A 20,236-nucleotide genomic window follows, 5' to 3' on the forward strand; every position below is an offset into this window, starting at 1 on the left:
AAATTCATGCACGTGTAGCAGTCCTCAACAGATTTACGGAATTAGGTCGACCACTTACCCAAGTTACGCCTTAAATTTGGCTCAATTAGGGGGCTTTGTATTTCAAATCTTTGTGCAACAAAGCCGTTATAAATTGGCTCTGTTGCACAAGCAGCGCCAATAAATTATTTTGTGTTTTTTTATTATCTAATCAAATGAATATACTCATGCTTCAGCAATTTTAGGCAGAATTATTGATTTTATGTCATTTAAATCTTATTCATTACAAAATTCTGCCCAATCAGCCATTAAGCCTTTTCGTTTTTCAAAATATGCTCCACGTAAGTCAGCAGCTTCTACCTCATCTGGTAGTTTATGTACGAGTGCATTCTCATAGATTTTACGTGGGTAATCGGTTTTATCAGCAGCAAAATTACTTGGAATTGGTCCCTTTTCTGCTTGCTCACCTTGTGGAATCTGATCGAGTAAATCACCAAGTACCTGTGAATCACTGACATTGTTTGTCGTGAGCTGAACTGCCCGTATTTGCAAGGTTTCAGCATCAATACCAATGTGGAGTTTACGCCATTGGCGAAGATATTCGGGCTGATGCTTTTTACGTTTCCATTCACCTTCACCTAAAAACTTTAATCCCGTGGAATCGACAAGTAGATGGAGCCTATCATTACTTTTTTGATAGCTAATTTAAATATCAATATGTTTTTGTCTTCTACAAAGCGTAGTGTAATCTGGAGCTGTCCAATCTAATCCGCAAAGTTTAATTAAGCTTTGAGCAAAGCCAGTAACCATGCGTAGAGTGAGTCTAAATAGAGATTTGATCATCAAACATCATTGAATCGCTATGTCGGAGTAGGTTTGACTTCGACCTTGTTTGCCTTGTGGTTGTACATATCATTGTGTTTTTGGATCGAACCAAATGGCAATATTCCCACGATTAATGAGAGCTCGGTTATATGCGGGCCAATTGGTTGTGCGATAGATTTTGTGTGTAGGCTTCTTCATTTGGAAATTATATTGCTGAATAAGCCCTTAAGAACAGCTTTGTGCAACAAAGCCCAATCGAATTAGACGGCATTCTGCAAATGGCTGGTTAAGCCCTGAAGCTTTTGAACAGAATTATTTTAAGAATTTAGAGGGATCGATTGTCCATGATACTGTCTAGGATCAGAATAAATTTAAATCCCCAATACAACTTGATATGGTTTAAATCCATCAAGCACAGCCTCAGAAACTAATTGGATAAATGCTTCAGTTTTACCATAAGCCATCCATTGATCTAAAGCTTCATAGTAAGCCAAACGATTTTCTACTGTAATCACACAAGGCGGATATCCAGCTTTAAGTAATTCGAGATTCATCAATAAGCGTGATGTACGACCATTCCCATCAATAAATGGATGAATGCCTACAAAGTCTGCATGTACTTTAGCTGCACGTTCAATAGGATGTAGCTTATGTGCCTCAGTATTGTACCAATCGACAAGCTGAGCCATTTTATCATTCAACAGTGTATAGTCGGGTGGGTTAGTCGTAGCACCTGAAATCAACACGTTTTGTTGGCGATAACGTCCTGCATTGTCATCATCGATATTTTTTAGAATGAGTTGATGGATGTTGCGAATTTGCCATTCAGAAAATGGTTCTTCTTTTCGAATAATATCTTCAACGTAATAAATAGCGTTTCTATGGTTAATTGCCTCGAAGTGTTCTCTTAATGCCTTCCCACCGACAGTTATGCCTTCTAACACGACTTTTGTTTCTAGCAATGTAAGTGTATTGCCTTCAATTGCATTCGAATGATAGGTCCAGCGAACAATAAGATCTTCTTGTAGATTTTTTACAATTGCAGGAGAAAGAGGACGATGCTGATCTAATTTTGTTTTTAAGGCATCTATATTGTCAAACATAACTTTCACCCTGAAGTTGTACTCTTGAATGATACATGAAAAAAACAAATATAAAAAAGTAATGTTATAACATATCTTTTAATATTGAATGCATACGTGTTAAAATCGGGACACCATTTCAAATCCTGTTAATGGATTTGAACAAAATAAATTTTGTGATTCAATGCGCTAAATCTAATTTGGGTAAAAAGTGGGTACAGGTAAAACGCTATTGACTTTATGGTTCACTAAATCAATAGCTTAGGAGTTGAGTTCAATTGACGCCATCACAGCTACTTTACTAAATATGGCTATGTATTACGTTATTGATAGCTGGAATGTTAAAGTCTAAAACGTGTTATTATTTCATATAAGATTTTGAAATATATAAAAATATAGGTTTATTTTTGTTTGTTTGTTTGTTTGTTTGTTTGTTTAATCAATATTATGAAAAAATTATAACAGTAAGAGAAATTAATTTAATAAAAATGGTGTGCTTTTTTAATTTGGTGTGTTGTAACTAAATTTTCATATATATTTAACTAGACATTAATTATTCGATTCAAAAACTTTTCTTTAATCTGGCTTGGAGAATGGAATTGCTTGTTATTCGCTATAAGCCTTGGATCATGATTATACTACTGGTTTTGCTCGTCAGTTTTGCTACATATCGCTGGTGGCAAGGATCATTGTTACCTGGTTATGAAGTCGTATCTAGTCCATTGATTCAGACAGTTGTTGCTTCAGGACGGGTAGAAAAAGTATCTCGGACTCAGATTGGTAGTGAAATTACAGGGGTTGTTCTTGAGCGCTTGGTTCAAGAGGGAGATCGGGTCTCTCGAGGGGATATTCTTTTAGTACTGAAATCTGATGAAATTTCAGCGCAAGTGCGGCAGGCAGAAGCTGAATTAAAAGAACTCGAAACCACTAGACGCCCGCAAGCAGAAGTTGATTTAGCGAATGCCAAAGTACAATTAGAACAGGCTCAAAGAGAGGCGTTACGCAGACGAAATACCGAATCAGGAATATTATCAGCAGAGGAAAGGGAGAAATCGATAGAGGCAGAAAGACTCGCCCGTAATAATTTGGAATCAGCTCGATTAAAAGTTGCCTCACTAGCCCCAGATAAAGTTGAAGAGACAAAACTACGTGAACGACTCGCTGCACTACAAGCTCAACTCGCCAAGACCAAAATTCGTGCAGAAGTTTCAGGTATTATTTTAACCCGGAATGTTGAGCCGGGGGATTTGGTACAACCGAGTCAGACTCTCTTCACTATTGCATTGGATGGTGCGACTGAAATTCGAGTGCCATTTGATGAACGAAATTTATCACTGCTGGCTTTACAACAAAAAGCAGTAGTGATTGCGGATGCTTATCCAGATCAACCTTTTCCTGCCCATATTAATTTTATTGCCCCAAGTATTGATGCTCAACGTGGCACAGTAGACGTCCGACTAACAGTTGATCCAGTCCCAGATTTTTTGCGTCAAGACATGACGGTATCGGTAAATGTTGAAACCAACAAGCGCGAGCGAACCATGGTCATTCCAAATGATGCTTTAAGCAGTATAAGTGGCAACAAGGCTATGGTTATTTTAGTAAGAGATAGAAAAATTCAACGTCATCCTATCACACTGGGTTTACGTGGTTTGGTCATGTCGGAAGTTGTAGCTGGATTGAAAGAAGGTGATCACGTCCTTACCGATGCAGAATCAGTGCTTAAAGATGGAACTCGTGTCCGAATAGAGCAAACTAAACGTGTCTTGCAGAATCAAACGGATCCGACAAATAGCAAAAATGAATTACCGGTGAAATTCGATTGAAAAACTTTTTTGGGCGACTTTGGGCAGAGTGGACCATCGCAATCAGTTTTTTGCGAGAGGGTCGCACACAGTCGATTATGATTACCATTGGCGTCGCGGTGGGGGTAGCGGTCATTGTGTTCATTAGCGCCTTAATTCAGGGCTTACAATCGAATATTGTAGAAAGGACTTTAGGGACGCAGGCGCATATTCGTTTGCTTTCACCAGATGAGGTGAATCACATTGTGCTACCAGCAGCAGGAACACTTCAGCTGTTACAAGAAGATCAGCGTGCGCAACGCTTACGCTCTATTAATAATTGGCAGCAGATTACTGAGACTTTAGATCAGTTGTCAGTGTTGACGGCGGTTTCTCCTGTGGTCTCTGGTCCTGCATTTGTACAGCGCGGAGATGCGATTCAATCGGTTGCTTTAGTTGGTATCAATCTTGAACGTTATCAACAGATTATTCCGTTAAAGCAATATATTGTGAGTGGTGAATTACGGGTCAGTGCAGATAATGTATTAATTGGGCGTCAATTGGCCAAAGATTTGGGTGTGCAAGTCGGGAGCAAATTAAGGTTAGATACTGGGCAACAGAAAAATGCGGTGGTGAATATCTCTGGAATATTTGAACTGGGCGTGCGTGAATTGGATGCGCGCTATGTTTATCTGGATTTGAAACAGGCGCAATCTTTACTTAATTTGCCGGGTGGGGTGACCGTGATTGATCTGACGATTCAGGATATTTTTAAGGCGGATCAAATTGCCTCGCAAGTCGGACGCCTGACAGGATTAAAAGCAGAAAGCTGGATTGAAACCAATGCTCAATTAATGAATGCGATTACCGCTCAGAGCCTTTCGACCAACATGATTATTGTTTTTGTGGGGATTTCAGTCGCTTTTGGTATTGCCAGTGTGATGTCGGTGAGTGTGGTGCAACGGACTCGGGAAATCGGTATTTTACGTGCGACTGGGGCGACACAAGCGCAAATTTTAAGAGTTTTCTTATTTCAGGGAGCAATTTTTGGTCTGCTTGGTTCGATGCTTGGTAGTGTTGTCAGTTATTGTCTAATTTGGGGATTTAATCAGTTTGGTCCCGGCTTGTTTTATATTTCGATTTCAATCAAGCTTATCTTGTCAGCATTATTCTTGGCGATTTTAACGGGAGTTTTGGCTGCTGCAATACCATCCCGTCGGGCTGCTGCACTCGATCCTGTGGAGGCAATTCGTCATGTCTGATTCATCTGAGGAAGTACTACGTTTAGAAGCATTGCGAAAGTCCTATAATGTTGGGCAACCTAATGAAGTGGAGGTATTACATGGGATTGATCTGTGTATTCAACGGAATGACTTTGCTGCATTAATTGGTCCTTCTGGTTCAGGCAAAAGTACTTTACTGAATATTCTTGGCTTATTAGATCAGCCTAGCTGTGGTGAGTTGTACTTGTTGGGTCAGGCAACAAGTCGTATGGATGATATGGCTCGGACAGCATTACGTGGCAACAGTATAGGTTTTGTGTTTCAATTTCATCATCTTATACAGGCCTTTACTGCCTTAAATAATGTGCTTATGCCATTAATGCTGAAGCAAGGTAAGCCAGATCAATTTGCGTTGCAATATGCCCATGAATTATTGGCCGCTGTAGGGTTAGATAAGTTCGCTGACCGTAAACCCAATGAGCTTTCTGGAGGGCAGCAGCAACGCGTAGCGATTGCACGTGCACTGATTACTCAGCCTGCACTATTGTTGGCCGATGAACCGACAGGTAATCTGGATACTCAAACTGCTGCGGAAATGTTTGAATTATTTCGTAAAGTACATCGCGAACATGACTGTGCAGTCCTTTTGGTGACTCATGATCCTAGATTGTCGGCAACCTGTGATAGAACCATTAATCTGGTGGATGGGAGAATTCAGAGTGATTCCAAACACGAGATGAAATGAGTGCGAATGTGGGTTACTCTTCTGGGAACAGCAGTTCAAAGCAGATGCCTTCTGCGCTATTGACTGCCTGATACATTCCCTGATGAAGCGTTAAAATGGATGCCACAATCGATAGGCCTAAACCACCCGTTTGATGAGGGCTTTGTCTGCTGGAACTGCACTGATAAAAACGCTCAAAGAGATGAGGCAAATGCTCAGGAGCAACTTCCAAACCACTGGTGATCACAGATAATGTAATCATCTGCATATTATTAATGTTCTTTCTGTGGCTAAGCACATAAATAGTTCGGTAATTGCTGCCGTGAATGAGCGCATTTAATATTAGATTATACAGCGCTTGTTGTAACAGTTCAGGATCTGCCGATAGCTCAGTCGCTTCAAGCCTTAAAACAAAATTGCAGTGTTGTTCTTCAGCTTGATACTCGAAAATACTGAATATATTTTCTATAAATGATTGAAGTTGAATCTTCTGTTTGTTTAAGCAAACTTTGTGTGCATCTGCGCGGGCGAGAAATAACATGCTGTCAATCATTCGTTTTAAACGTTGATAGTCCTCCAAGTTGGAAATCAAGAGTTCCTGATACTGTGCGGGACTACGTTCATTCATGAGTAAAATTTCGGTTTGCCCGATTAAATTATTCAATGGGGTTCTAAATTCATGGGCAATGTCTTCAGAGAAGCGATTCAGTTGGCTATATCCCATTTCAATACGGTCAAGCATGGCGTTGATATCGGATGCTAGTTGTTCAATCTCTTGAGGGGGATGAACCAGATTGAGTCGCTGCTCAAGTTGCTGAATATTAATGGCATGGGTTTGTTCTCGCAGAGTTCTTAATGCGTTCAATCCCAGACGGCTAGCAATGGCACAGAGTATGAAAATGGCTAAGATGCCTGTAAATACATAAATGAAAAGACGTTTTTGAAAAGGCGAGATGATGGCTAAACGTTCAGACCACTGTTTGCCTGCAATTAACACATAGGGCTGCTGATTGATTTGAATGGTTTTCCAAGCAATACGGGTGGGGTAAGTATGAGCTGATAAATCTCGGAATTGAATCTGTGGCTGATGGGTAAATTCAGGCAGAGGAATGCCAAGAGAATTGATGTTGATGAGAATCTGATTGCCCTGAATCAATAAAAACAAATTATCCTGATTTCCCAACATGTTTTGATACAGCTTCGGGCGAGCGATAATCTGTTCAATATTACTACTGTCTTGCAGCAAAATTTCCAGTCGCTCAATTCGTTCAACCAAAGCCCGATCTTGCTGAGCAATTAAAATCTGGTTGATACCCAGATAGGTCATAAATGCCACAGCGCACAAGACCATTGCAGCACACCCTGTAACCAAGAGCGTTAATCGGAGTTCTAAAGAGCGAATGGGCTTGAACATTATGCTTCAACCGAAATTTTATAGCCCAAGCCACGGACAGTATGAATTAATTTTATCTCATGCTCCTCGTCAATTTTACTGCGTAAGCGTCGTACCGCGACATCAATAAAATTCGTATCGGTATCAAAATTGATATGCCAAACTTCGGAAGCAATTTGCCTACGCGTAATAATTTCATTTGGGTGCCGCAGCATAAAGTGCAATAAATTAAATTCTTTTTTACTGAGTTCAATTAACTGCTCATGTCGCCAAACTTTATGATGGATTAAGTCCATTTTTAAGTTGCCCATCCATAGCTCGTTTTCCTGAACATACTGTTGCCGTCTCAGTAAGCTTTTAATGCGCGCAAGTAATTCAATATAAGAAAAAGGTTTGGCCAGATAGTCATCGGCACCTAGTTCCAGACCTTTGACCCTATCAATAATCTGGTCTTTGGCAGTGAGAAAAATCACGGGTATATGGGAAAATTGACGCAATACTTTTAAGACTGCCCAGCCATCAATATCGGGCAGCATCACATCTAATATGACCAAGGTATAAGGTTGTATTTTTAGTTTTTCCAAGCCTTCGAGCCCTGAATGAACACATTCAGCGGCATAGCCAGATTCATTTAAGCCCTTCACGAGATATGAGGCGATCTTCACTTCATCTTCGATAATTAGAATACACATTTTGCTCAGACTCATTTTGAAGATGACAACTTTGTAATGTGATTGTCATGCTTCAAATCATTCAGGTTGTATAAGATTTTGTAAAACTTAATTCGGGGCAATCATGATGAACAACCTCAAAGGGTTTGTTTTAACAGTAATGCTGATGAGTAGCAGTACTTTTGCACAAACCATTCAATTGAATCAAGTTTATTCACTCGATTCCAACGCTGCACACATCCTTGTTGATGCCGCAGTGGCTGCTTGTCAAAAAATACAGCACAATATTGCTGTGGTCGTGGTTGATCGGGGAGGAAATACCTTGATGGTGAGTAGGCATGAAAATGTCGGCCCCCATAATTTGGGCGCAGCCGAAAAGAAAGCTTATACCGCTTTATCGACCAAAACAGCGACCTTGCTGTTAAGTCAAAATGCTCATGAAAACAGTGATGCAAAAAATTTAACCACTTTATCTAATTTGCTGTTGTTAGGAGGTGGTTTACCAGTGCGTTATGAAAATCAGGTGGTCGGTGCAATTGGGGTTGCGGGTGCAGGAGGCGCCAAAAATGATCAGTATTGTGCTGAGGCAGCCATTCAGTATAGTTTTAATCGTTAATGATTCCATTATGTTTAAGAAGTTTTTACCACTCTCAACACTGTTATTAACATCAATGACGTTTGCACAAAATAACCCATTAAGTGTGCATGTGTTAAATCTAGAAAATGGCTTACCTTCTGCTGATGTTGAAGTAGTGCTCGAAAAGAGTTCTGGCAATAAATGGGTGCAGCTGAATCAGCAAGTTACAGGGTCGAATGGTCGTATTACAGCACTTTTTCCTGAAAATCAGCCGTTAGCGCAAGGGATTTATAAGGTCACGTTCAAAACTGGTGACTGGTTCAAAAAGAATAATCAGAGCACTTTTTTCCCAGAAGTCCCCGTTATTTTCAAAGTTGATGGCAGTGTCAGTCACTACCACATTCCCTTATTATTAAGCCCTTATGGATACTCGACCTACCGAGGTAATTGATAATCTAAAGGGCTGGTAAAACTAGCCCTTTTAATTGCTTATAATTAGTAAACGTTAGAAAGAATCACAAAAAATTCATGCCCATATTTTTATACTCTTCACCGAATCAGAATAGATTCAAGTTGTACAAGGGATGTGATGAGGCTTAAAGGCCAAAAATTAGCTTTTACTATTATTTGATTAAAAATGAGAATGGCGTGAATCAATTTGCTGAACAAGATTTATCAAGAATTATCGAAATGGCCTGGGAAGATCGAACTCCTTTTGAAGCTATCCAACGTGAGTATGGTTTAAATGAAGCGACTGTGATTCGTTTGATGCGAAAAAACTTGAAAGTATCTAGTTTTAAAATGTGGCGTGAACGGGTTACCGGTCGAAAAACCAAGCATTTGCAGCTGCGATCACCTGATGTAATTCGGGCTTATTGTTCAAGGCAGTATAAACGTTTCTAAGCGCTTGACTTTGTACACCGTCTGGACTCACGTTTACATCGTTCAGAACAGTATCTGACTTCTTCCCAGCAACGTTGCCATTTCTTACGCCAGTTAAATGGGCGTAAGCAGTGAATACAGATTTTTTTAGGAAGATGATGTTTTTTCATTTTATAACTCATCAATCCGACTAAGGAGCTGCTGCGCATGGGTGATAATCTGCTGCCGATCTTGAAGTTTATCGAGTTGTCGATAGATCATGCCCATACGTGGATGAGTACGAAATATCGCTTCATGCCGAATCATAAAAAACCAGTATAGACTGTTAAATGGACAGCTGTCCGGCTCGGTACGGGTTTTGACATTGTAGGTACAGTGCTTGCAGTAATCTGACATTTTATTAATGTAATTGCCCGAAGCGGCGTAGGGTTTGCTGGCCATTAACCCACCATCAGCGTGCATTACCATGCCCAGCGTGTTCGGTAGTTCTACCCATTCATAGGCATCTGCATATACCGCCAGATACCATTCACTGATCTGCTGCGGGTCTACAGCACTTAACAGGGCAAAGTTGCCAGTAATCATCAAACGCTGGATGTGATGCGCATAGGCATTTTGGAAAGTATTGCGAAAACATTCCGCCATACAGTTCATCTGGGTATGACCAGTCCAGTAAAATTGTGGCAGCGGTGACGAATGCTGCAGTGCATTGCGGTTGGCATATTCCGGCATGTATAGCCAGTAAATGCCTCGTACATATTCGCGCCAACCCAGAATCTGCCGGATAAAACCTTCAACTGCATTCAGTGGTACATGACCGGCATGGTAGGCAGCTTCTGCCGCATCACAGACTTCTTTGGGCAATAGTAGGCCACAGTTTAAATAAGGTGAGAGCAGGCTGTGAAACAGCGTGTCTGTACCCTGTGCCATAGCATCCTGATAATCACCAAAATAAGGCAAACTATAGGCAATAAAATGTTCCAGAACACGCTTGGCATTACTGCGTGTGGTGGCCCAACGGAAATTGGCAAGACTTCCAGAATGCTGGCAAAACTCACGTTTAACCAGTGCAAGCACATCTAAATCAATCTGATCTCGTTCAAAATTAAGTTGCGGGGGCAAGGGCGGACTGCCCAACCAAGCCTTGCGATTGGCGCTGTCATAGTTCCACTGTTGCCCTATGGGCTGCTGTCTCTGCATCAAGTAACCAGTCTGCTTGCGCATTTCTCGGTAAAAATATTCCATACGCAGTGTTTGGTAGCGACTGGCAAAGTGGCGGAACTGCTCCAGACTACAGAAAAAACGGTCGTCATTCAGGCACTGTACGGGCAGTTGTAGCCGTGGGCTCCAGTGCTGTTGAATCTGCTGCTGTAGGCGGTATTCTCCACAGTGTGTAATTACCAGTCCTGTTACGGGGAGCAGTTGTTGTTGTGACTGCACAAAATCCAGCAGGCTACGAATAGGACTATCAGATTCAAAAGCATGATACCGTACACGCCAACCATCAGCTTTAAGCGCCTTGGCAAAGTGACGCATCGCACTAAAAATCAGCGCAATTTTCTGCGGATGATGGGCGACATAAGTGGCTTCCTCAACCACTTCGGCCATCAGAATTACATCCTGAGTGCGATCCAGTACTTTGAGCGTAGCTAGCTGATGATGAAGCTGGTCTCCCAGAATTAAACCGAAACGCATACCAATCTCAAAGTTTATAAACACTAGAACAGTGTAAATGTAGGCAGCTCAATTTTTTGTGAAAATACAGATCATCCCAAAGAGACTGTGTCAGATGCGGATCAACCATTGCACAGAAATCATCATCACTTGAGCAAAGCTGTATTTATCTATATAAATTTCAAACCATTTTACAATACTCGAATTTAATGATTGTTTAATGCATAGTCGGTGTGAAAATTATGTGATTTTAATCAAAAAGATACAAATTATTGTGTTTGTAATTCAGGCAGCTTTCGCCTAGTATCTGGCTAGAAGTTACTCCATGTAAGCTTCCTTAGTTTTGTCCCATACATCCTCTGTGTGGGATTTTTTTTAATCAAGGAATTGTCATGAGCATACATTCAAAAGCGTATATTTTTAGACAGCAACAATTACTGGTGGATGAGCATTTCCAGTTGCCGCATGTAGAACGACTGCAGCATGACCTGAACCTGTTGGAAAATGGCGCGATCATTGCTCGTGACCTGAAAGAAGACGAACCGATACCTGAAGGCTATCAACTAGTCCCGATCCGGCAATTGGTGCAGGTCTGGAGCAGGCCACAGTTTGAACAAGCCAGTCGTGCTGTGCAATTGCTCGAGTGGCGCCGTAATCACCGCTTTTGCAGTAAATGTGGCCACCCGACCCAGCAGCACGTCAGTCACTATGCCATGGTCTGCCCATCCTGTGGTTATAACCAGTATCCACGTGTGAATCCTTGTGTGATCACTATCATTACTCGGGGTACAGATGAAATTCTGCTGGCAAAAAATGCCCGCAACAAAACCCAGATGTACAGCCTGATTGCCGGATTTGTCGAAGTGGGCGAAACCCTGGAGGAGGCGGTACGCCGTGAGACGATGGAAGAAGTGGGGCTACAGATCAAAAACATTCAATATCTGGCCAGCCAGCCGTGGCCGTTTCCCAGCAATCTGATGATGGCCTTCAGGGTAGAGTATCACTCGGGTGAGATTCAGATTCAGGAAGATGAACTGAGCGACGCGCAATTTTTCAAGTTTGATCAGTTACCCGAAATTCCCTTCAAGGGCAGTATTGCTTATGCCATGATTCAGCATGTGATGCATGGAACACCTGTTGCCGATGACAGCAAAGAATGGCTTTGAAATTTTGAACAAATATAGTGCGCATTCTCGCTCTTTTAAGGGCGAGTTAAGCCACTAGAAATTTAAAATTATTATATTAGTTATAAATAATATAAAGCTATAAGATATAAATATTTTTATATTATTGGCTTTGTTTTAGCTGTGAGTAGTTCATCGACTTAAATAATCTTGAAAATTTTTCCGCTAGAAGTACTTTGGAAAAACATTTCAAAACTGGGCCGAATATCTTCACCATCCACGGTAATATATTTGACATGGGAACAAGACTGGCTAGCACTAAAATTGCGCTCAACCGTGGCCTGAATAGAATATTTGATACCGAATTGGTCTTTTACATTTAGATTTTGTTTAAACATTATTTTACCTTTAACAAGATTATGGAGCGGCTGTTCAATTAATTAAGCAATATATTATTTTTTAAATAACTTTTTGATTTAGCTTAAATAATTGATTTAAAGACGTATAAAATGTACGACCATCTAAATTTAAATCTACCTCAATTCCAGATTCCAGCAGAACTCTTTTTCCCACTTCAATTTCTTTAAAACCTTGACGTGTATTCTGCATTTTATTTAAGGGAATTAAAGAAACGATAATTTCAGTACCATTTTTAGATTTTGCTATTAATTCATTAACTTTTAACAATTTATATCCTGTTTTTATGATTTTTTCCAATATGGAAAACAACTTTTTCTTTAAAATTAAAAAAGCACTGAGTAGTGCTTTTTAAACTCGTATTTTAGTGCTTATATAGCAACAATATTGACCGCATTCGGTCCTTTTTGACCTTGAGCAATACTAAATTCAACCTGTTGGCCTTCGAATAATGTTTTAAAACCTGAGTTAGCAATTTCACTAAAGTGCGCAAAAACATCTGGACCTGATTCTTGTTGAATAAAACCAAAACCTTTAGTTTCATTGAACCACTTAACGGTACCTTTAACAACATTTGAGTTTGACATAATAAATCCTACTGATTTTTTAATAATTTTTAGTCATTTTATTGACTGCATATAACTTTGAAAATAATAAAGAATGAAACTTAAAATCTGAAAAAAACGAAGAATTATGAATAAAACGACGATACTTAAGAGAGATTTAATGAAACAAGACTTTTTTCTAGTTGAGTTAACTATACCTTAAAAATAAAATTAATCAAGTTTTTTTATATGTATATTTAATTGCCTTATAAAAGATGATTGGTTCAGGAATTAATATGTTGATCTAGTTGGCTTTTTTAAATAATACTATCGACAATATTGCTACATTGAATCTAAAAAACCAATTTACCGCTTTAAAAGGGGATCCAAGAAGAAATGATTTTCCCCATTTTCTCAGGCTGTAAGATTGAAATTTCTCCTACCTTCATTCTGCATTTAATCTTCACGCTTTGTTCACACCCACCTGGGTTATCTTAAGTCTCAAATACAACAAGGCTTAAAAATGAAGATGCTATTCAAGTCGGTTTTTGCAGTTACAGCGCTGGCCATCATCAGCTTAAGCTTTACTGCTCGAGCTGAAACGGTTGCCCCTCAGGCAGTCGATCAGGTGAATATCCGGCAGTATGCGGGTAAATGGTATGAAATTGCGCATTTACCGATGTATTTTCAGCGTAAATGTGTCTCGGATATCTCGGCACAATACACTGTCAATGCCGATCAGACCATGGACGTCTTAAATAGCTGCCGGATTGAAAATGGTGAAATGATAAGCTCTGAAGGGGTGGCCTATCCGCAAAATCAGGGCAACAGCAAACTGAAAGTCAGCTTTTTGCCGCCAGGTTTAAGATGGATTCCGTTTACCAAAGGGCATTACTGGGTATTACGAGTAGACCCGGAATATAAAGTGGCGCTGGTCGGTGGACCGAGTACCAAATACCTATGGATTTTGTCACGTGAACCGCAACTGGATCAAGCCACCTATCAGTCCTATCTGGATACAGCAAAATATTATGGTTATGACATCACAAAACTGATCAAATTGCCGCATTAATCTGTTACCCTTTTGCCGAACTCATTAGTCTCTCTACAGTTCGGCTTTTTTTTATTTCACTTCACATAAAATTCATATCTGACTGATTAGACTCATCAAATAGAATAAAGACAACCGCTTAAAAGTAGGATGAGTCCATGTTGAAAAGTCTGATGCGATGGATAGACAGCTGGTCTACACCCACAGCGCCCGAAACACTGACGGCTGAAAACAGCAAGATTCAGTGGCTGAGGATTTTACCCTTTATTCTATTACATCTAGCCTGTCTCGCCGTGTTCTGGGTGGGAGTGTCGTGGTTTGCGATTGGCTTTATGCTGCTGTTCTACCTGATCCGCATGTTTTCCATCACCGCTTTTTTTCATCGTTATCTGTCACATAAAACTTTTCAGACTTCGCGTCCGGTACAGTTCCTGTTTGTGTTGATGGGTACCATGAGTGCGCAGCGTGGCCCGCTCTGGTGGGCGGCGCATCACCGTTATCACCATCGCTATACCGATACCTTGCAAGACCCGCATTCCTCCACGCATGGTTTTTGGTACAGCCACGTTGGCTGGTTTTTAAACGAATATAACTTTGCCACGCGTAAAGAAGTCATTAGAGATTGGCTGAAATATCCGGAACTGATCTGGCTGGACCGTTTCAGTTTAATTGTGGTGGTGCTGACCGCGGGCGGTATTTATGCGCTAGGGGAGTGGCTGGCTATGACCTGGCCGCAACTCGGTACCTCCGGCCTGCAATTGCTGGTCTGGGGGTTTGTGGTCTCCACTGTGTTGCTGCTCCATGCCACTTTGTGTATTAACTCATTGGCGCATCATTATGGCAGCCGGGATTTTGACACTGAAGATCACAGCCGCAACAACTTATTCTTGTCAATCATTACCTTGGGCGAAGGCTGGCACAACAATCACCATTATTATGCCGGCAGTACACGGCAGGGTTTTTACTGGTGGCAGATTGATGTGACCTATTACCTGCTGAAACTCATGTCTTTGTTCGGGCTGGTCTGGGGACTCAAGCCGATTCCGCCACGGGTCTATGATGTCAGTAAAATTGCCCGGGCTCGAAAACAGAAAAAAGCTGCCAAGACCGGCACTCCGACTATTCATTCAAAGGAATCGCCATGAAAATTGCAATTATTGGTTCAGGTATTTCCGGTCTGTACGCTGCCTGGAAACTCAGCAAAGCGCATGAAGTCACAGTATTTGAAAAGAAGAACTACTTTGGTGGTCATACCGATACCCATCAGCTGAATATCGATGGTGAACAGGTTGCGGTGGACAGTGGCTTTATTGTGTTTAACGAGCATAACTATCCGCTGTTCTGCGCCATGCTAAAAGAACTTGGGATTCAATCGCAAAGCAGTGACATGGGCTTTTCGGTGAATAATCAGGTCAGTGGCTTACAGTACAATCCTTCAAAAAAATTCTCGTTATTGTTCCGACCTCAAAACTTTTTTAATGCAGATTTTCGCGCGATGTTGTCGGATCTGTTCCGTTTCTATGCGGCCAATAAAGATCTGGATGTGGAACAGGTCGATGCACAGCTAAGTATTGATGAGTATTTAAATCACCATGGTTATAGCGATGCCTTCCGTCATGAACATCTCTATCCGATGTGTGGAGCGCTGTGGTCCTGTCCGGTGGAACAGGCCGGACAGATTCCCTATAAATTTGTGGTGAGCTTTTTCCAGCATCATCGCATGTTGCAGCTCAAAGACCGTCCTTTATGGCTGACGGTCAAGGGTGGATCAGCTCGCTACGTTCGTGCCATTCAAGCCCAGTGCAATATCACCTTCCGTAAAACTGCTGTGCATCAGGTGTCTCGCAGCACCAATGATGTACTGATTGAAACCCAACAAGGTAGCGAGCGTTTTGACTGGGTGATTTTCGCCAGCCACGCCGATGACAGCCTGGAACTGCTGAAAGACCCGACCGCGCAGGAGCTGGACGTGCTAGGCAAGTTCCGCTATCAGGATAACCGCATGGTGGTACATTCCGATACCTCTATCATGCCCAAATCCCGTCGCCAGTGGGCCAGCTGGCATGTACACGTCACGCCGACTCAGGCCACTGAACAGACGCCATTCCAGCACAGTGGCACACATTATGGCTTTAGCTACTGGATGAACCAGTTGCAGAACCTGAACTGCAAAACCCAAGTCTTTGCCACCCTGAATCCTAATTTTGCCCTGAATCCGAAAAAAGTCTGGGTAGAACGACATTACCGTCATCCAGTGTTTGATGCCCCGGCGATTGAAGCACAGCAACGCTGGGTCGAGGTCAACGGCCAAAACCGCACTTCATACTGTGGTGCTTACTGGGGCTGGGGCTTTCATGAGGATGGGGCGCGTAGCGCATCATGGGTAGTCGATCAGCTATTGAAACAGGCCGAACAGGCCGCCTAGGAGCACATGATGCAGATGTATCCACTGGCGATTGCCTCTGCCGAAATCCGGCACCGACGTTATTTGCCCAAAGCCCATGCTTTTGAGACCCAGCTAACCTATCTATGGTTTGATCCGGATCAGCTCGCGACCTTTACCGGTAAATCCTGGCTCTGGTCTTCCAGCCGCTGGAATTTCTTGACCCTAGATGAGCGGGATTTTCTGACCATGGAATATGGTTCGATTCGGCAGAAGGTCTCACGTTTGCTCATCAAGCGGGAAAACTATCTATTACCGCATGCCGCATCTATCCGAGTAATGGCTTTGCCACGAACACTCGGCTTTCGCTTTAATTCTGTAGTGTTTTATCTAGTCTTAGATGCCACCGACCAACTGATATTTGTACTTAGTGAAATTACCAATACACCGTGGAATGAAAGACAGGTCTACATTCACGACTGCCGAAACAATGCAGACCAACATGCGCCGTACCAAAGTCACCAGTTTGATTTTAAAAAGGACTTTCATGTGTCGCCGTTCATGCCGATGGAGCTAGATTATCGTTGGCGTTTTAGCTTTTCAGAACAACAAAATGTGATTCATATGCAGCTGTTTGAGCAGGCCGTGCTGCAATTCGATGCCACCCTGAAATTTTCCCTGCAGGCCATCACAGTTCCTTCACAGCAGCATCGCTATGCTGTACTGAAAGTTCTTGAACCCTTCAGGATGGTCAGCGGAATTTATCTGCATGCCTTTCGTTTATGGAAAAAGAAAATTCCGTTTTACCGCCATCCTAAAAAAGAAAAAGGAAAGACATGACTATGAAAACACTGTTAATGGGAGAGCACACCGAACTGCCGGTGGTATTACGGCATTTGCTGAAATTGCGGCATGGTCAGCTGATTTTTAAAGGCATCTGGAGCGGAACAGTTGGCGAAAACAGCGATCTTGAGGCCGTGATTCAGGTGCATGATGCCCGTCTGATGGAACTGTTGTTCCGTAATGGTGTACTGGGGGCAGCAGAAGGATTTATTCGTGGTTACTGGAGCAGTGAAGATCTGGTCAATGTAATTCGTATTCTAGCGCGTAATCGTGATGTGCTTGATCGGATGAATCAAAATGTGGTGGCAAAAGCTAGCCAGCTGGTACTCAAGGCTTGGTATAAATCCCGCAAGAATTCGATTGATGGCAGTCGTCAGAATATTGCTGAGCATTATGACTTGAGCAATGATTTTTTTAAATTGTTCTTAGATTCCAGCATGATGTATTCCAGTGCGGTGTTTAAAGAGCCGGGCATGAGCCTGGAACAGGCTTCGGATTATAAAAAAGAGCTGATTTGCCAGAAACTGCAACTCAAACCGATGGATCATTTGGTCGAAATTGGCAGCGGCTGGGGCGGTTTTGCCATTTATGCCGCTCAGCAGTATGGCTGCAAGGTCACCACCATCACCATTTCCAAAGCACAGTATGATGAAGCCGTGGCCCGGGTCGCTGCAGCAGGATTGTCACATCGTGTGACTGTGCAGCTGAAAGATTACCGTTTACTGGAAGGCAAATACGACAAGCTGGTGTCGATTGAAATGATCGAGGCAGTAGGTGAGCAGTATTTACCAACTTATTTCCGAAAATGCCGCGAGCTCCTCAAGCCGAATGGTCTGGCCCTGATTCAGGCGATTACGATTGAAGATGCACGCTATGCCAAAGCCCTGAATACCATTGACTATATCAAGCGCTATATTTTCCCGGGCAGTTTTATTCCCTGTATCAGTGTCATGACCCAGACCGCTTCCGAACAAAAACTGCGACTCAAACATCTGGAAGATATCGGCCAGAGCTATGCCCAGACCTTGCACTGCTGGCGTCAGCGTTTCTTGCAGCAACATGATCAGGTACTTGGGCTTGGCTTTGATGAGCGTTTTATCCGCATGTGGGATTTTTATCTGTGTTATTGCGAAGGTGGCTTCCGCGAAGGCGTGATCAGTGATGTACATCTGCTGTTCGAAGCCAGTGCCTACTAAGCCAAGATAAAACAGGAGGGACGAAATGCTGCTGAATTTACTGATGCTGAATGTCTTTATCATGCTCTGTAGCTGGCTGCTGGTGACCTATAACCGCAGAGCAGGGCTGGTCGATGTCGCTTGGAGTTTCAGTATTGCCCTCAATGTGATTATTGCCGCTTGGGCGATTGACAGTGCACCGATCTTGGTTCGCTTATTTCTGGGACTGGCGAGTGGGATCTGGTTTTCACGGCTGACTTGGCATCTGTTACGGCGCTATGCCAGTGAAACCCAAGAAGACACGCGTTATGCCAACATGCGCCGAGCGATGGGGGATTATCAGCATCTTGGTTTTCTGATGTTTTTTATATTTCAGGCAGGTTTGGCTCTACTGTTTTCTTACCCAATGCTGAAGCTGGTAAGTATCTCGACCGAGCAATGGAATGACTGGACTTTGGTCACTGTGATTGTGGCGGGCATGATCATGCTATCCGCTTTGATAGGCGAAAGCACTGCCGACCAACAACTTTACCGTTTTAAGCTAGATCCACAGAATCAAGGTAAAACCATGGATCAGGGACTCTGGAAATATTCGCGCCATCCGAATTATTTTTTTGAATGGCTGCACTGGTTTGCCTATCCGGTCCTTGGTCTGGCAGCAGGTGCCTATGGATTATGGATTTATCCGCTGCTGATGTGGCTGTTTCTGTACTACATCACCGGGATTCCCTTTAGTGAACAACAGGCGCTGGCACATCGCGGCGACAACTATAAAGACTATCAACGACGAACTTCAATGTTTATTCCGTGGCCACCCAAAGAGTAGGTAAATACATGGACTTTATGATTAAAAAAACCTTAGAACTGATCGAAAATGGCAAGGTGCCAGACCCAGTGATTCGTGCAGGCATTCGTACTTTAAGCAAAAAACGTCTGGCACAGGAAGGACGCTTTGACCCGGCACTGGCAGCTGGGCGCTATATGGATGTGCTGCATATGCTGAAAAACAGCGAGATTGCCATCGAGACCGAAAAGGCCAATCAACAGCACTATGAACTGCCCACCGCATTTTTCCAGGCGGTGCTGGGCAAGCGTCTGAAATACAGCGCTAGCCTGTTTGAACATCCTCATACCACGCTGGATCAGGCGGAAGAAGCGGCACTTGCCAGCTATTGCCACCGTGCACAGTTAAAAGATGGACAGGATATTCTGGAAATTGGCTGTGGCTGGGGATCGTTGAGTCTGTATATGGCCGAGCATTATCCCAAAGCCCGCATTACGGTGGTGTCGAATTCCTCGAGCCAGCGCCTGTATATTCAGGAACAGGCGCGTCTGAAAAAACTGCAGAACCTGACGGTGATCACCTGCGACGTCAATGTGCTGCAATTGGAACCCGCGTCCTTTGACCGCGTGGTTTCGGTGGAAATGTTTGAACATGTGCGCAACTACCAGAAACTGTTTGAAAATATCAGCTGCTGGCTGAAAGCGGATGGTCTGCTCTGGTGCCATATTTTCTGTCACCGTTTCCTGCATTATCCGTTTGAAGTGAAAAATGAATTCGACTGGATGTCGAGATATTTCTTTAGTGGCGGACTGATGCCGGCAGCGTCGACCTTTCTACATTTTCAGCAGCATTTACAGCTAGAGCAGCACTGGCAATGGGCGGGTACGCAGTATGAACGTACCGCAAATGCTTGGCTAGAAAATATGGATGCTAAACAGGCCGAGCTAAAGCCCTTATTTGAACAAACTTATGGCGCGGATGCCGCAATCTGGTGGCAGCGCTGGCGGATTTTCTTTATGGCCTGTGCCGAGCTATTTGGTTATGACCATGGACGCGAGTGGGTGATCGGTCACTTTCTGTTTAAAAAGAAAACCGTATAA

Annotated in this window: 22 protein-coding genes and 2 pseudogenes; 14 read left to right on the forward strand and 10 right to left on the reverse strand. The window is 42.7% G+C overall.

Annotated elements, in window-relative coordinates:
* Positions 1-255: 255 nt before the first annotated feature.
* The 3 genes and pseudogenes from FTU83_RS17325 to FTU83_RS13740 form a co-directional block, all read right to left on the reverse strand.
* A pseudogene (locus FTU83_RS17325) lies at positions 256-414 on the reverse strand (integrase); the annotation flags it as partial.
* Positions 415-432: 18 nt separating this feature from the next.
* Positions 433-1,002, reverse strand: a pseudogene (locus FTU83_RS13735) (IS5 family transposase); the annotation flags it as partial.
* Positions 1,003-1,175: 173 nt separating this feature from the next.
* Complete coding sequence (locus FTU83_RS13740; RefSeq protein WP_120403233.1) at positions 1,176-1,907, reverse strand: Fic family protein; 732 nt, start codon at positions 1,905-1,907, stop codon at positions 1,176-1,178.
* Between the two features lie 578 nt (positions 1,908-2,485).
* On the opposite strand from FTU83_RS13740, the gene FTU83_RS13745 reads away from it, so the two are divergent.
* The 3 genes from FTU83_RS13745 to FTU83_RS13755 are packed head-to-tail and all read left to right on the forward strand — an operon-like array spanning position 2,486 to position 5,638.
* Complete coding sequence (locus FTU83_RS13745) at positions 2,486-3,712, forward strand: efflux RND transporter periplasmic adaptor subunit (protein WP_180106941.1); 1,227 nt, start codon at positions 2,486-2,488, stop codon at positions 3,710-3,712.
* A complete protein-coding gene (locus FTU83_RS13750; RefSeq protein WP_180106912.1) occupies positions 3,709-4,932 on the forward strand; it encodes an ABC transporter permease in 1,224 nt (407 codons plus the stop codon). Before FTU83_RS13745 ends, FTU83_RS13750 begins: the two co-directional genes overlap by 4 nt.
* On the forward strand, positions 4,925-5,638 hold the full coding sequence (locus FTU83_RS13755; RefSeq protein WP_180106914.1) for an ABC transporter ATP-binding protein: 714 nt from the start codon (positions 4,925-4,927) through the stop codon (positions 5,636-5,638). The genes FTU83_RS13750 and FTU83_RS13755 overlap by 8 nt, the downstream gene beginning before the upstream one ends.
* A 13-nt stretch (positions 5,639-5,651) precedes the next feature.
* Here the strand turns inward: FTU83_RS13755 and FTU83_RS13760 are convergent, their stop codons facing one another.
* The gene (locus FTU83_RS13760) at positions 5,652-7,034 is read right to left on the reverse strand and encodes a heavy metal sensor histidine kinase (protein ID WP_180022962.1); all 1,383 of its coding nucleotides are present in this window, start codon (positions 7,032-7,034) and stop codon (positions 5,652-5,654) included.
* Positions 7,031-7,702, reverse strand: coding sequence for a heavy metal response regulator transcription factor (locus tag FTU83_RS13765; RefSeq protein ID WP_168378005.1), 672 nt, complete (start codon positions 7,700-7,702; stop codon positions 7,031-7,033). Before FTU83_RS13765 ends, FTU83_RS13760 begins: the two co-directional genes overlap by 4 nt.
* A 106-nt stretch (positions 7,703-7,808) precedes the next feature.
* On the opposite strand from FTU83_RS13765, the gene FTU83_RS13770 reads away from it, so the two are divergent.
* From FTU83_RS13770 to FTU83_RS13780, 3 genes are all read left to right on the forward strand, one after another.
* Positions 7,809-8,297, forward strand: coding sequence for a heme-binding protein (locus FTU83_RS13770; protein WP_257222635.1), 489 nt, complete (start codon positions 7,809-7,811; stop codon positions 8,295-8,297).
* A 10-nt stretch (positions 8,298-8,307) separates the two neighbouring features.
* Positions 8,308-8,709: a hydroxyisourate hydrolase gene (uraH, locus tag FTU83_RS13775; RefSeq protein WP_168378003.1), complete on the forward strand. Its 402-nt coding sequence runs from the start codon at positions 8,308-8,310 to the stop codon at positions 8,707-8,709.
* A gap of 197 nt (positions 8,710-8,906) precedes the next feature.
* Positions 8,907-9,161, forward strand: coding sequence for a TIGR03643 family protein (locus FTU83_RS13780; protein ID WP_180022958.1), 255 nt, complete (start codon positions 8,907-8,909; stop codon positions 9,159-9,161).
* Here the strand turns inward: FTU83_RS13780 and FTU83_RS13785 are convergent.
* Both FTU83_RS13785 and FTU83_RS13790 read right to left on the reverse strand, forming a co-directional pair.
* A complete protein-coding gene (locus tag FTU83_RS13785; RefSeq protein ID WP_168379796.1) occupies positions 9,158-9,310 on the reverse strand; it encodes a DUF2256 domain-containing protein in 153 nt (50 codons plus the stop codon). The genes FTU83_RS13780 and FTU83_RS13785 overlap by 4 nt on opposite strands.
* A 1-nt stretch (position 9,311) precedes the next feature.
* Positions 9,312-10,835 carry a cryptochrome/photolyase family protein gene (locus FTU83_RS13790; RefSeq protein WP_180027294.1) on the reverse strand — a complete coding sequence of 508 codons (1,524 nt, stop codon included), beginning with the start codon at positions 10,833-10,835 and terminating at the stop codon, positions 9,312-9,314.
* A 371-nt stretch (positions 10,836-11,206) separates the two neighbouring features.
* On the opposite strand from FTU83_RS13790, the gene nudC reads away from it, so the two are divergent.
* Positions 11,207-11,980, forward strand: coding sequence for an NAD(+) diphosphatase (gene nudC, locus FTU83_RS13795; protein ID WP_180106918.1), 774 nt, complete (start codon positions 11,207-11,209; stop codon positions 11,978-11,980).
* A gap of 158 nt (positions 11,981-12,138) precedes the next feature.
* Here nudC and FTU83_RS13800 read toward each other — a convergent pair whose 3' ends face one another.
* The 3 genes from FTU83_RS13800 to FTU83_RS13810 all read right to left on the reverse strand — a co-directional run bounded on the left by FTU83_RS13800 (position 12,139) and on the right by FTU83_RS13810 (position 12,942).
* Positions 12,139-12,336, reverse strand: a complete 198-nt coding sequence (locus FTU83_RS13800) for a hypothetical protein (RefSeq protein ID WP_168405434.1) — start codon at positions 12,334-12,336, stop codon at positions 12,139-12,141.
* Between the two features lie 61 nt (positions 12,337-12,397).
* Positions 12,398-12,625, reverse strand: a complete 228-nt coding sequence (locus FTU83_RS13805; protein WP_004761266.1) for a hypothetical protein — start codon at positions 12,623-12,625, stop codon at positions 12,398-12,400.
* 101 nt (positions 12,626-12,726) lie between these two features.
* On the reverse strand, positions 12,727-12,942 hold the full coding sequence (locus tag FTU83_RS13810; protein WP_004799092.1) for a cold-shock protein: 216 nt from the start codon (positions 12,940-12,942) through the stop codon (positions 12,727-12,729).
* 481 nt (positions 12,943-13,423) lie between these two features.
* On the opposite strand from FTU83_RS13810, the gene FTU83_RS13815 reads away from it, so the two are divergent.
* The 7 genes from FTU83_RS13815 to FTU83_RS13845 all read left to right on the forward strand — a co-directional run bounded on the left by FTU83_RS13815 (position 13,424) and on the right by FTU83_RS13845 (position 20,236).
* Positions 13,424-13,972, forward strand: coding sequence for a lipocalin family protein (locus FTU83_RS13815; RefSeq protein ID WP_180106920.1), 549 nt, complete (start codon positions 13,424-13,426; stop codon positions 13,970-13,972).
* 137 nt (positions 13,973-14,109) lie between these two features.
* On the forward strand, positions 14,110-15,096 hold the full coding sequence (locus FTU83_RS13820; RefSeq protein ID WP_179994247.1) for an acyl-CoA desaturase: 987 nt from the start codon (positions 14,110-14,112) through the stop codon (positions 15,094-15,096).
* On the forward strand, positions 15,093-16,376 hold the full coding sequence (locus FTU83_RS13825; protein WP_180106922.1) for an NAD(P)/FAD-dependent oxidoreductase: 1,284 nt from the start codon (positions 15,093-15,095) through the stop codon (positions 16,374-16,376). Before FTU83_RS13820 ends, FTU83_RS13825 begins: the two co-directional genes overlap by 4 nt.
* 9 nt (positions 16,377-16,385) lie before the next feature.
* The gene (locus tag FTU83_RS13830; protein ID WP_087549659.1) at positions 16,386-17,174 is read left to right on the forward strand and encodes a DUF1365 domain-containing protein; all 789 of its coding nucleotides are present in this window, start codon (positions 16,386-16,388) and stop codon (positions 17,172-17,174) included.
* A complete protein-coding gene (locus FTU83_RS13835; protein WP_180106924.1) occupies positions 17,171-18,373 on the forward strand; it encodes a cyclopropane-fatty-acyl-phospholipid synthase family protein in 1,203 nt (400 codons plus the stop codon). Before FTU83_RS13830 ends, FTU83_RS13835 begins: the two co-directional genes overlap by 4 nt.
* A 25-nt stretch (positions 18,374-18,398) precedes the next feature.
* Positions 18,399-19,178, forward strand: coding sequence for a DUF1295 domain-containing protein (locus FTU83_RS13840; RefSeq protein WP_180106926.1), 780 nt, complete (start codon positions 18,399-18,401; stop codon positions 19,176-19,178).
* 8 nt (positions 19,179-19,186) lie between these two features.
* Complete coding sequence (locus FTU83_RS13845; RefSeq protein WP_180106928.1) at positions 19,187-20,236, forward strand: cyclopropane-fatty-acyl-phospholipid synthase family protein; 1,050 nt, start codon at positions 19,187-19,189, stop codon at positions 20,234-20,236.

The organism is Acinetobacter sp. YH12152 (assembly GCF_013418285.1).
GTDB classification, from domain to species: domain Bacteria; phylum Pseudomonadota; class Gammaproteobacteria; order Pseudomonadales; family Moraxellaceae; genus Acinetobacter; species Acinetobacter amyesii.

Excerpts from the sequence above, each read along its gene's own strand:
- FTU83_RS13740 (WP_120403233.1), bottom strand. The coding sequence starts at position 1,907 with ATGTTTGACAATATAGATGCCTTAAAAACAAAATTAGATCAGCATCGT.
- FTU83_RS13755 (WP_180106914.1), top strand. The coding sequence starts at position 4,925 with ATGTCTGATTCATCTGAGGAAGTACTACGTTTAGAAGCATTGCGAAAG.
- FTU83_RS13765 (WP_168378005.1), bottom strand. The coding sequence starts at position 7,702 with ATGTGTATTCTAATTATCGAAGATGAAGTGAAGATCGCCTCATATCTC.
- FTU83_RS13770 (WP_257222635.1), top strand. The coding sequence starts at position 7,809 with ATGAACAACCTCAAAGGGTTTGTTTTAACAGTAATGCTGATGAGTAGC.
- uraH (WP_168378003.1), top strand. The coding sequence starts at position 8,308 with ATGTTTAAGAAGTTTTTACCACTCTCAACACTGTTATTAACATCAATG.
- FTU83_RS13785 (WP_168379796.1), bottom strand. The coding sequence starts at position 9,310 with ATGAAAAAACATCATCTTCCTAAAAAAATCTGTATTCACTGCTTACGC.
- FTU83_RS13790 (WP_180027294.1), bottom strand. The coding sequence starts at position 10,835 with ATGCGTTTCGGTTTAATTCTGGGAGACCAGCTTCATCATCAGCTAGCT.
- nudC (WP_180106918.1), top strand. The coding sequence starts at position 11,207 with ATGAGCATACATTCAAAAGCGTATATTTTTAGACAGCAACAATTACTG.
- FTU83_RS13800 (WP_168405434.1), bottom strand. The coding sequence starts at position 12,336 with ATGTTTAAACAAAATCTAAATGTAAAAGACCAATTCGGTATCAAATAT.
- FTU83_RS13810 (WP_004799092.1), bottom strand. The coding sequence starts at position 12,942 with ATGTCAAACTCAAATGTTGTTAAAGGTACCGTTAAGTGGTTCAATGAA.
- FTU83_RS13815 (WP_180106920.1), top strand. The coding sequence starts at position 13,424 with ATGAAGATGCTATTCAAGTCGGTTTTTGCAGTTACAGCGCTGGCCATC.
- FTU83_RS13820 (WP_179994247.1), top strand. The coding sequence starts at position 14,110 with ATGTTGAAAAGTCTGATGCGATGGATAGACAGCTGGTCTACACCCACA.
- FTU83_RS13825 (WP_180106922.1), top strand. The coding sequence starts at position 15,093 with ATGAAAATTGCAATTATTGGTTCAGGTATTTCCGGTCTGTACGCTGCC.
- FTU83_RS13830 (WP_087549659.1), top strand. The coding sequence starts at position 16,386 with ATGCAGATGTATCCACTGGCGATTGCCTCTGCCGAAATCCGGCACCGA.
- FTU83_RS13835 (WP_180106924.1), top strand. The coding sequence starts at position 17,171 with ATGACTATGAAAACACTGTTAATGGGAGAGCACACCGAACTGCCGGTG.
- FTU83_RS13840 (WP_180106926.1), top strand. The coding sequence starts at position 18,399 with ATGCTGCTGAATTTACTGATGCTGAATGTCTTTATCATGCTCTGTAGC.
- FTU83_RS13845 (WP_180106928.1), top strand. The coding sequence starts at position 19,187 with ATGGACTTTATGATTAAAAAAACCTTAGAACTGATCGAAAATGGCAAG.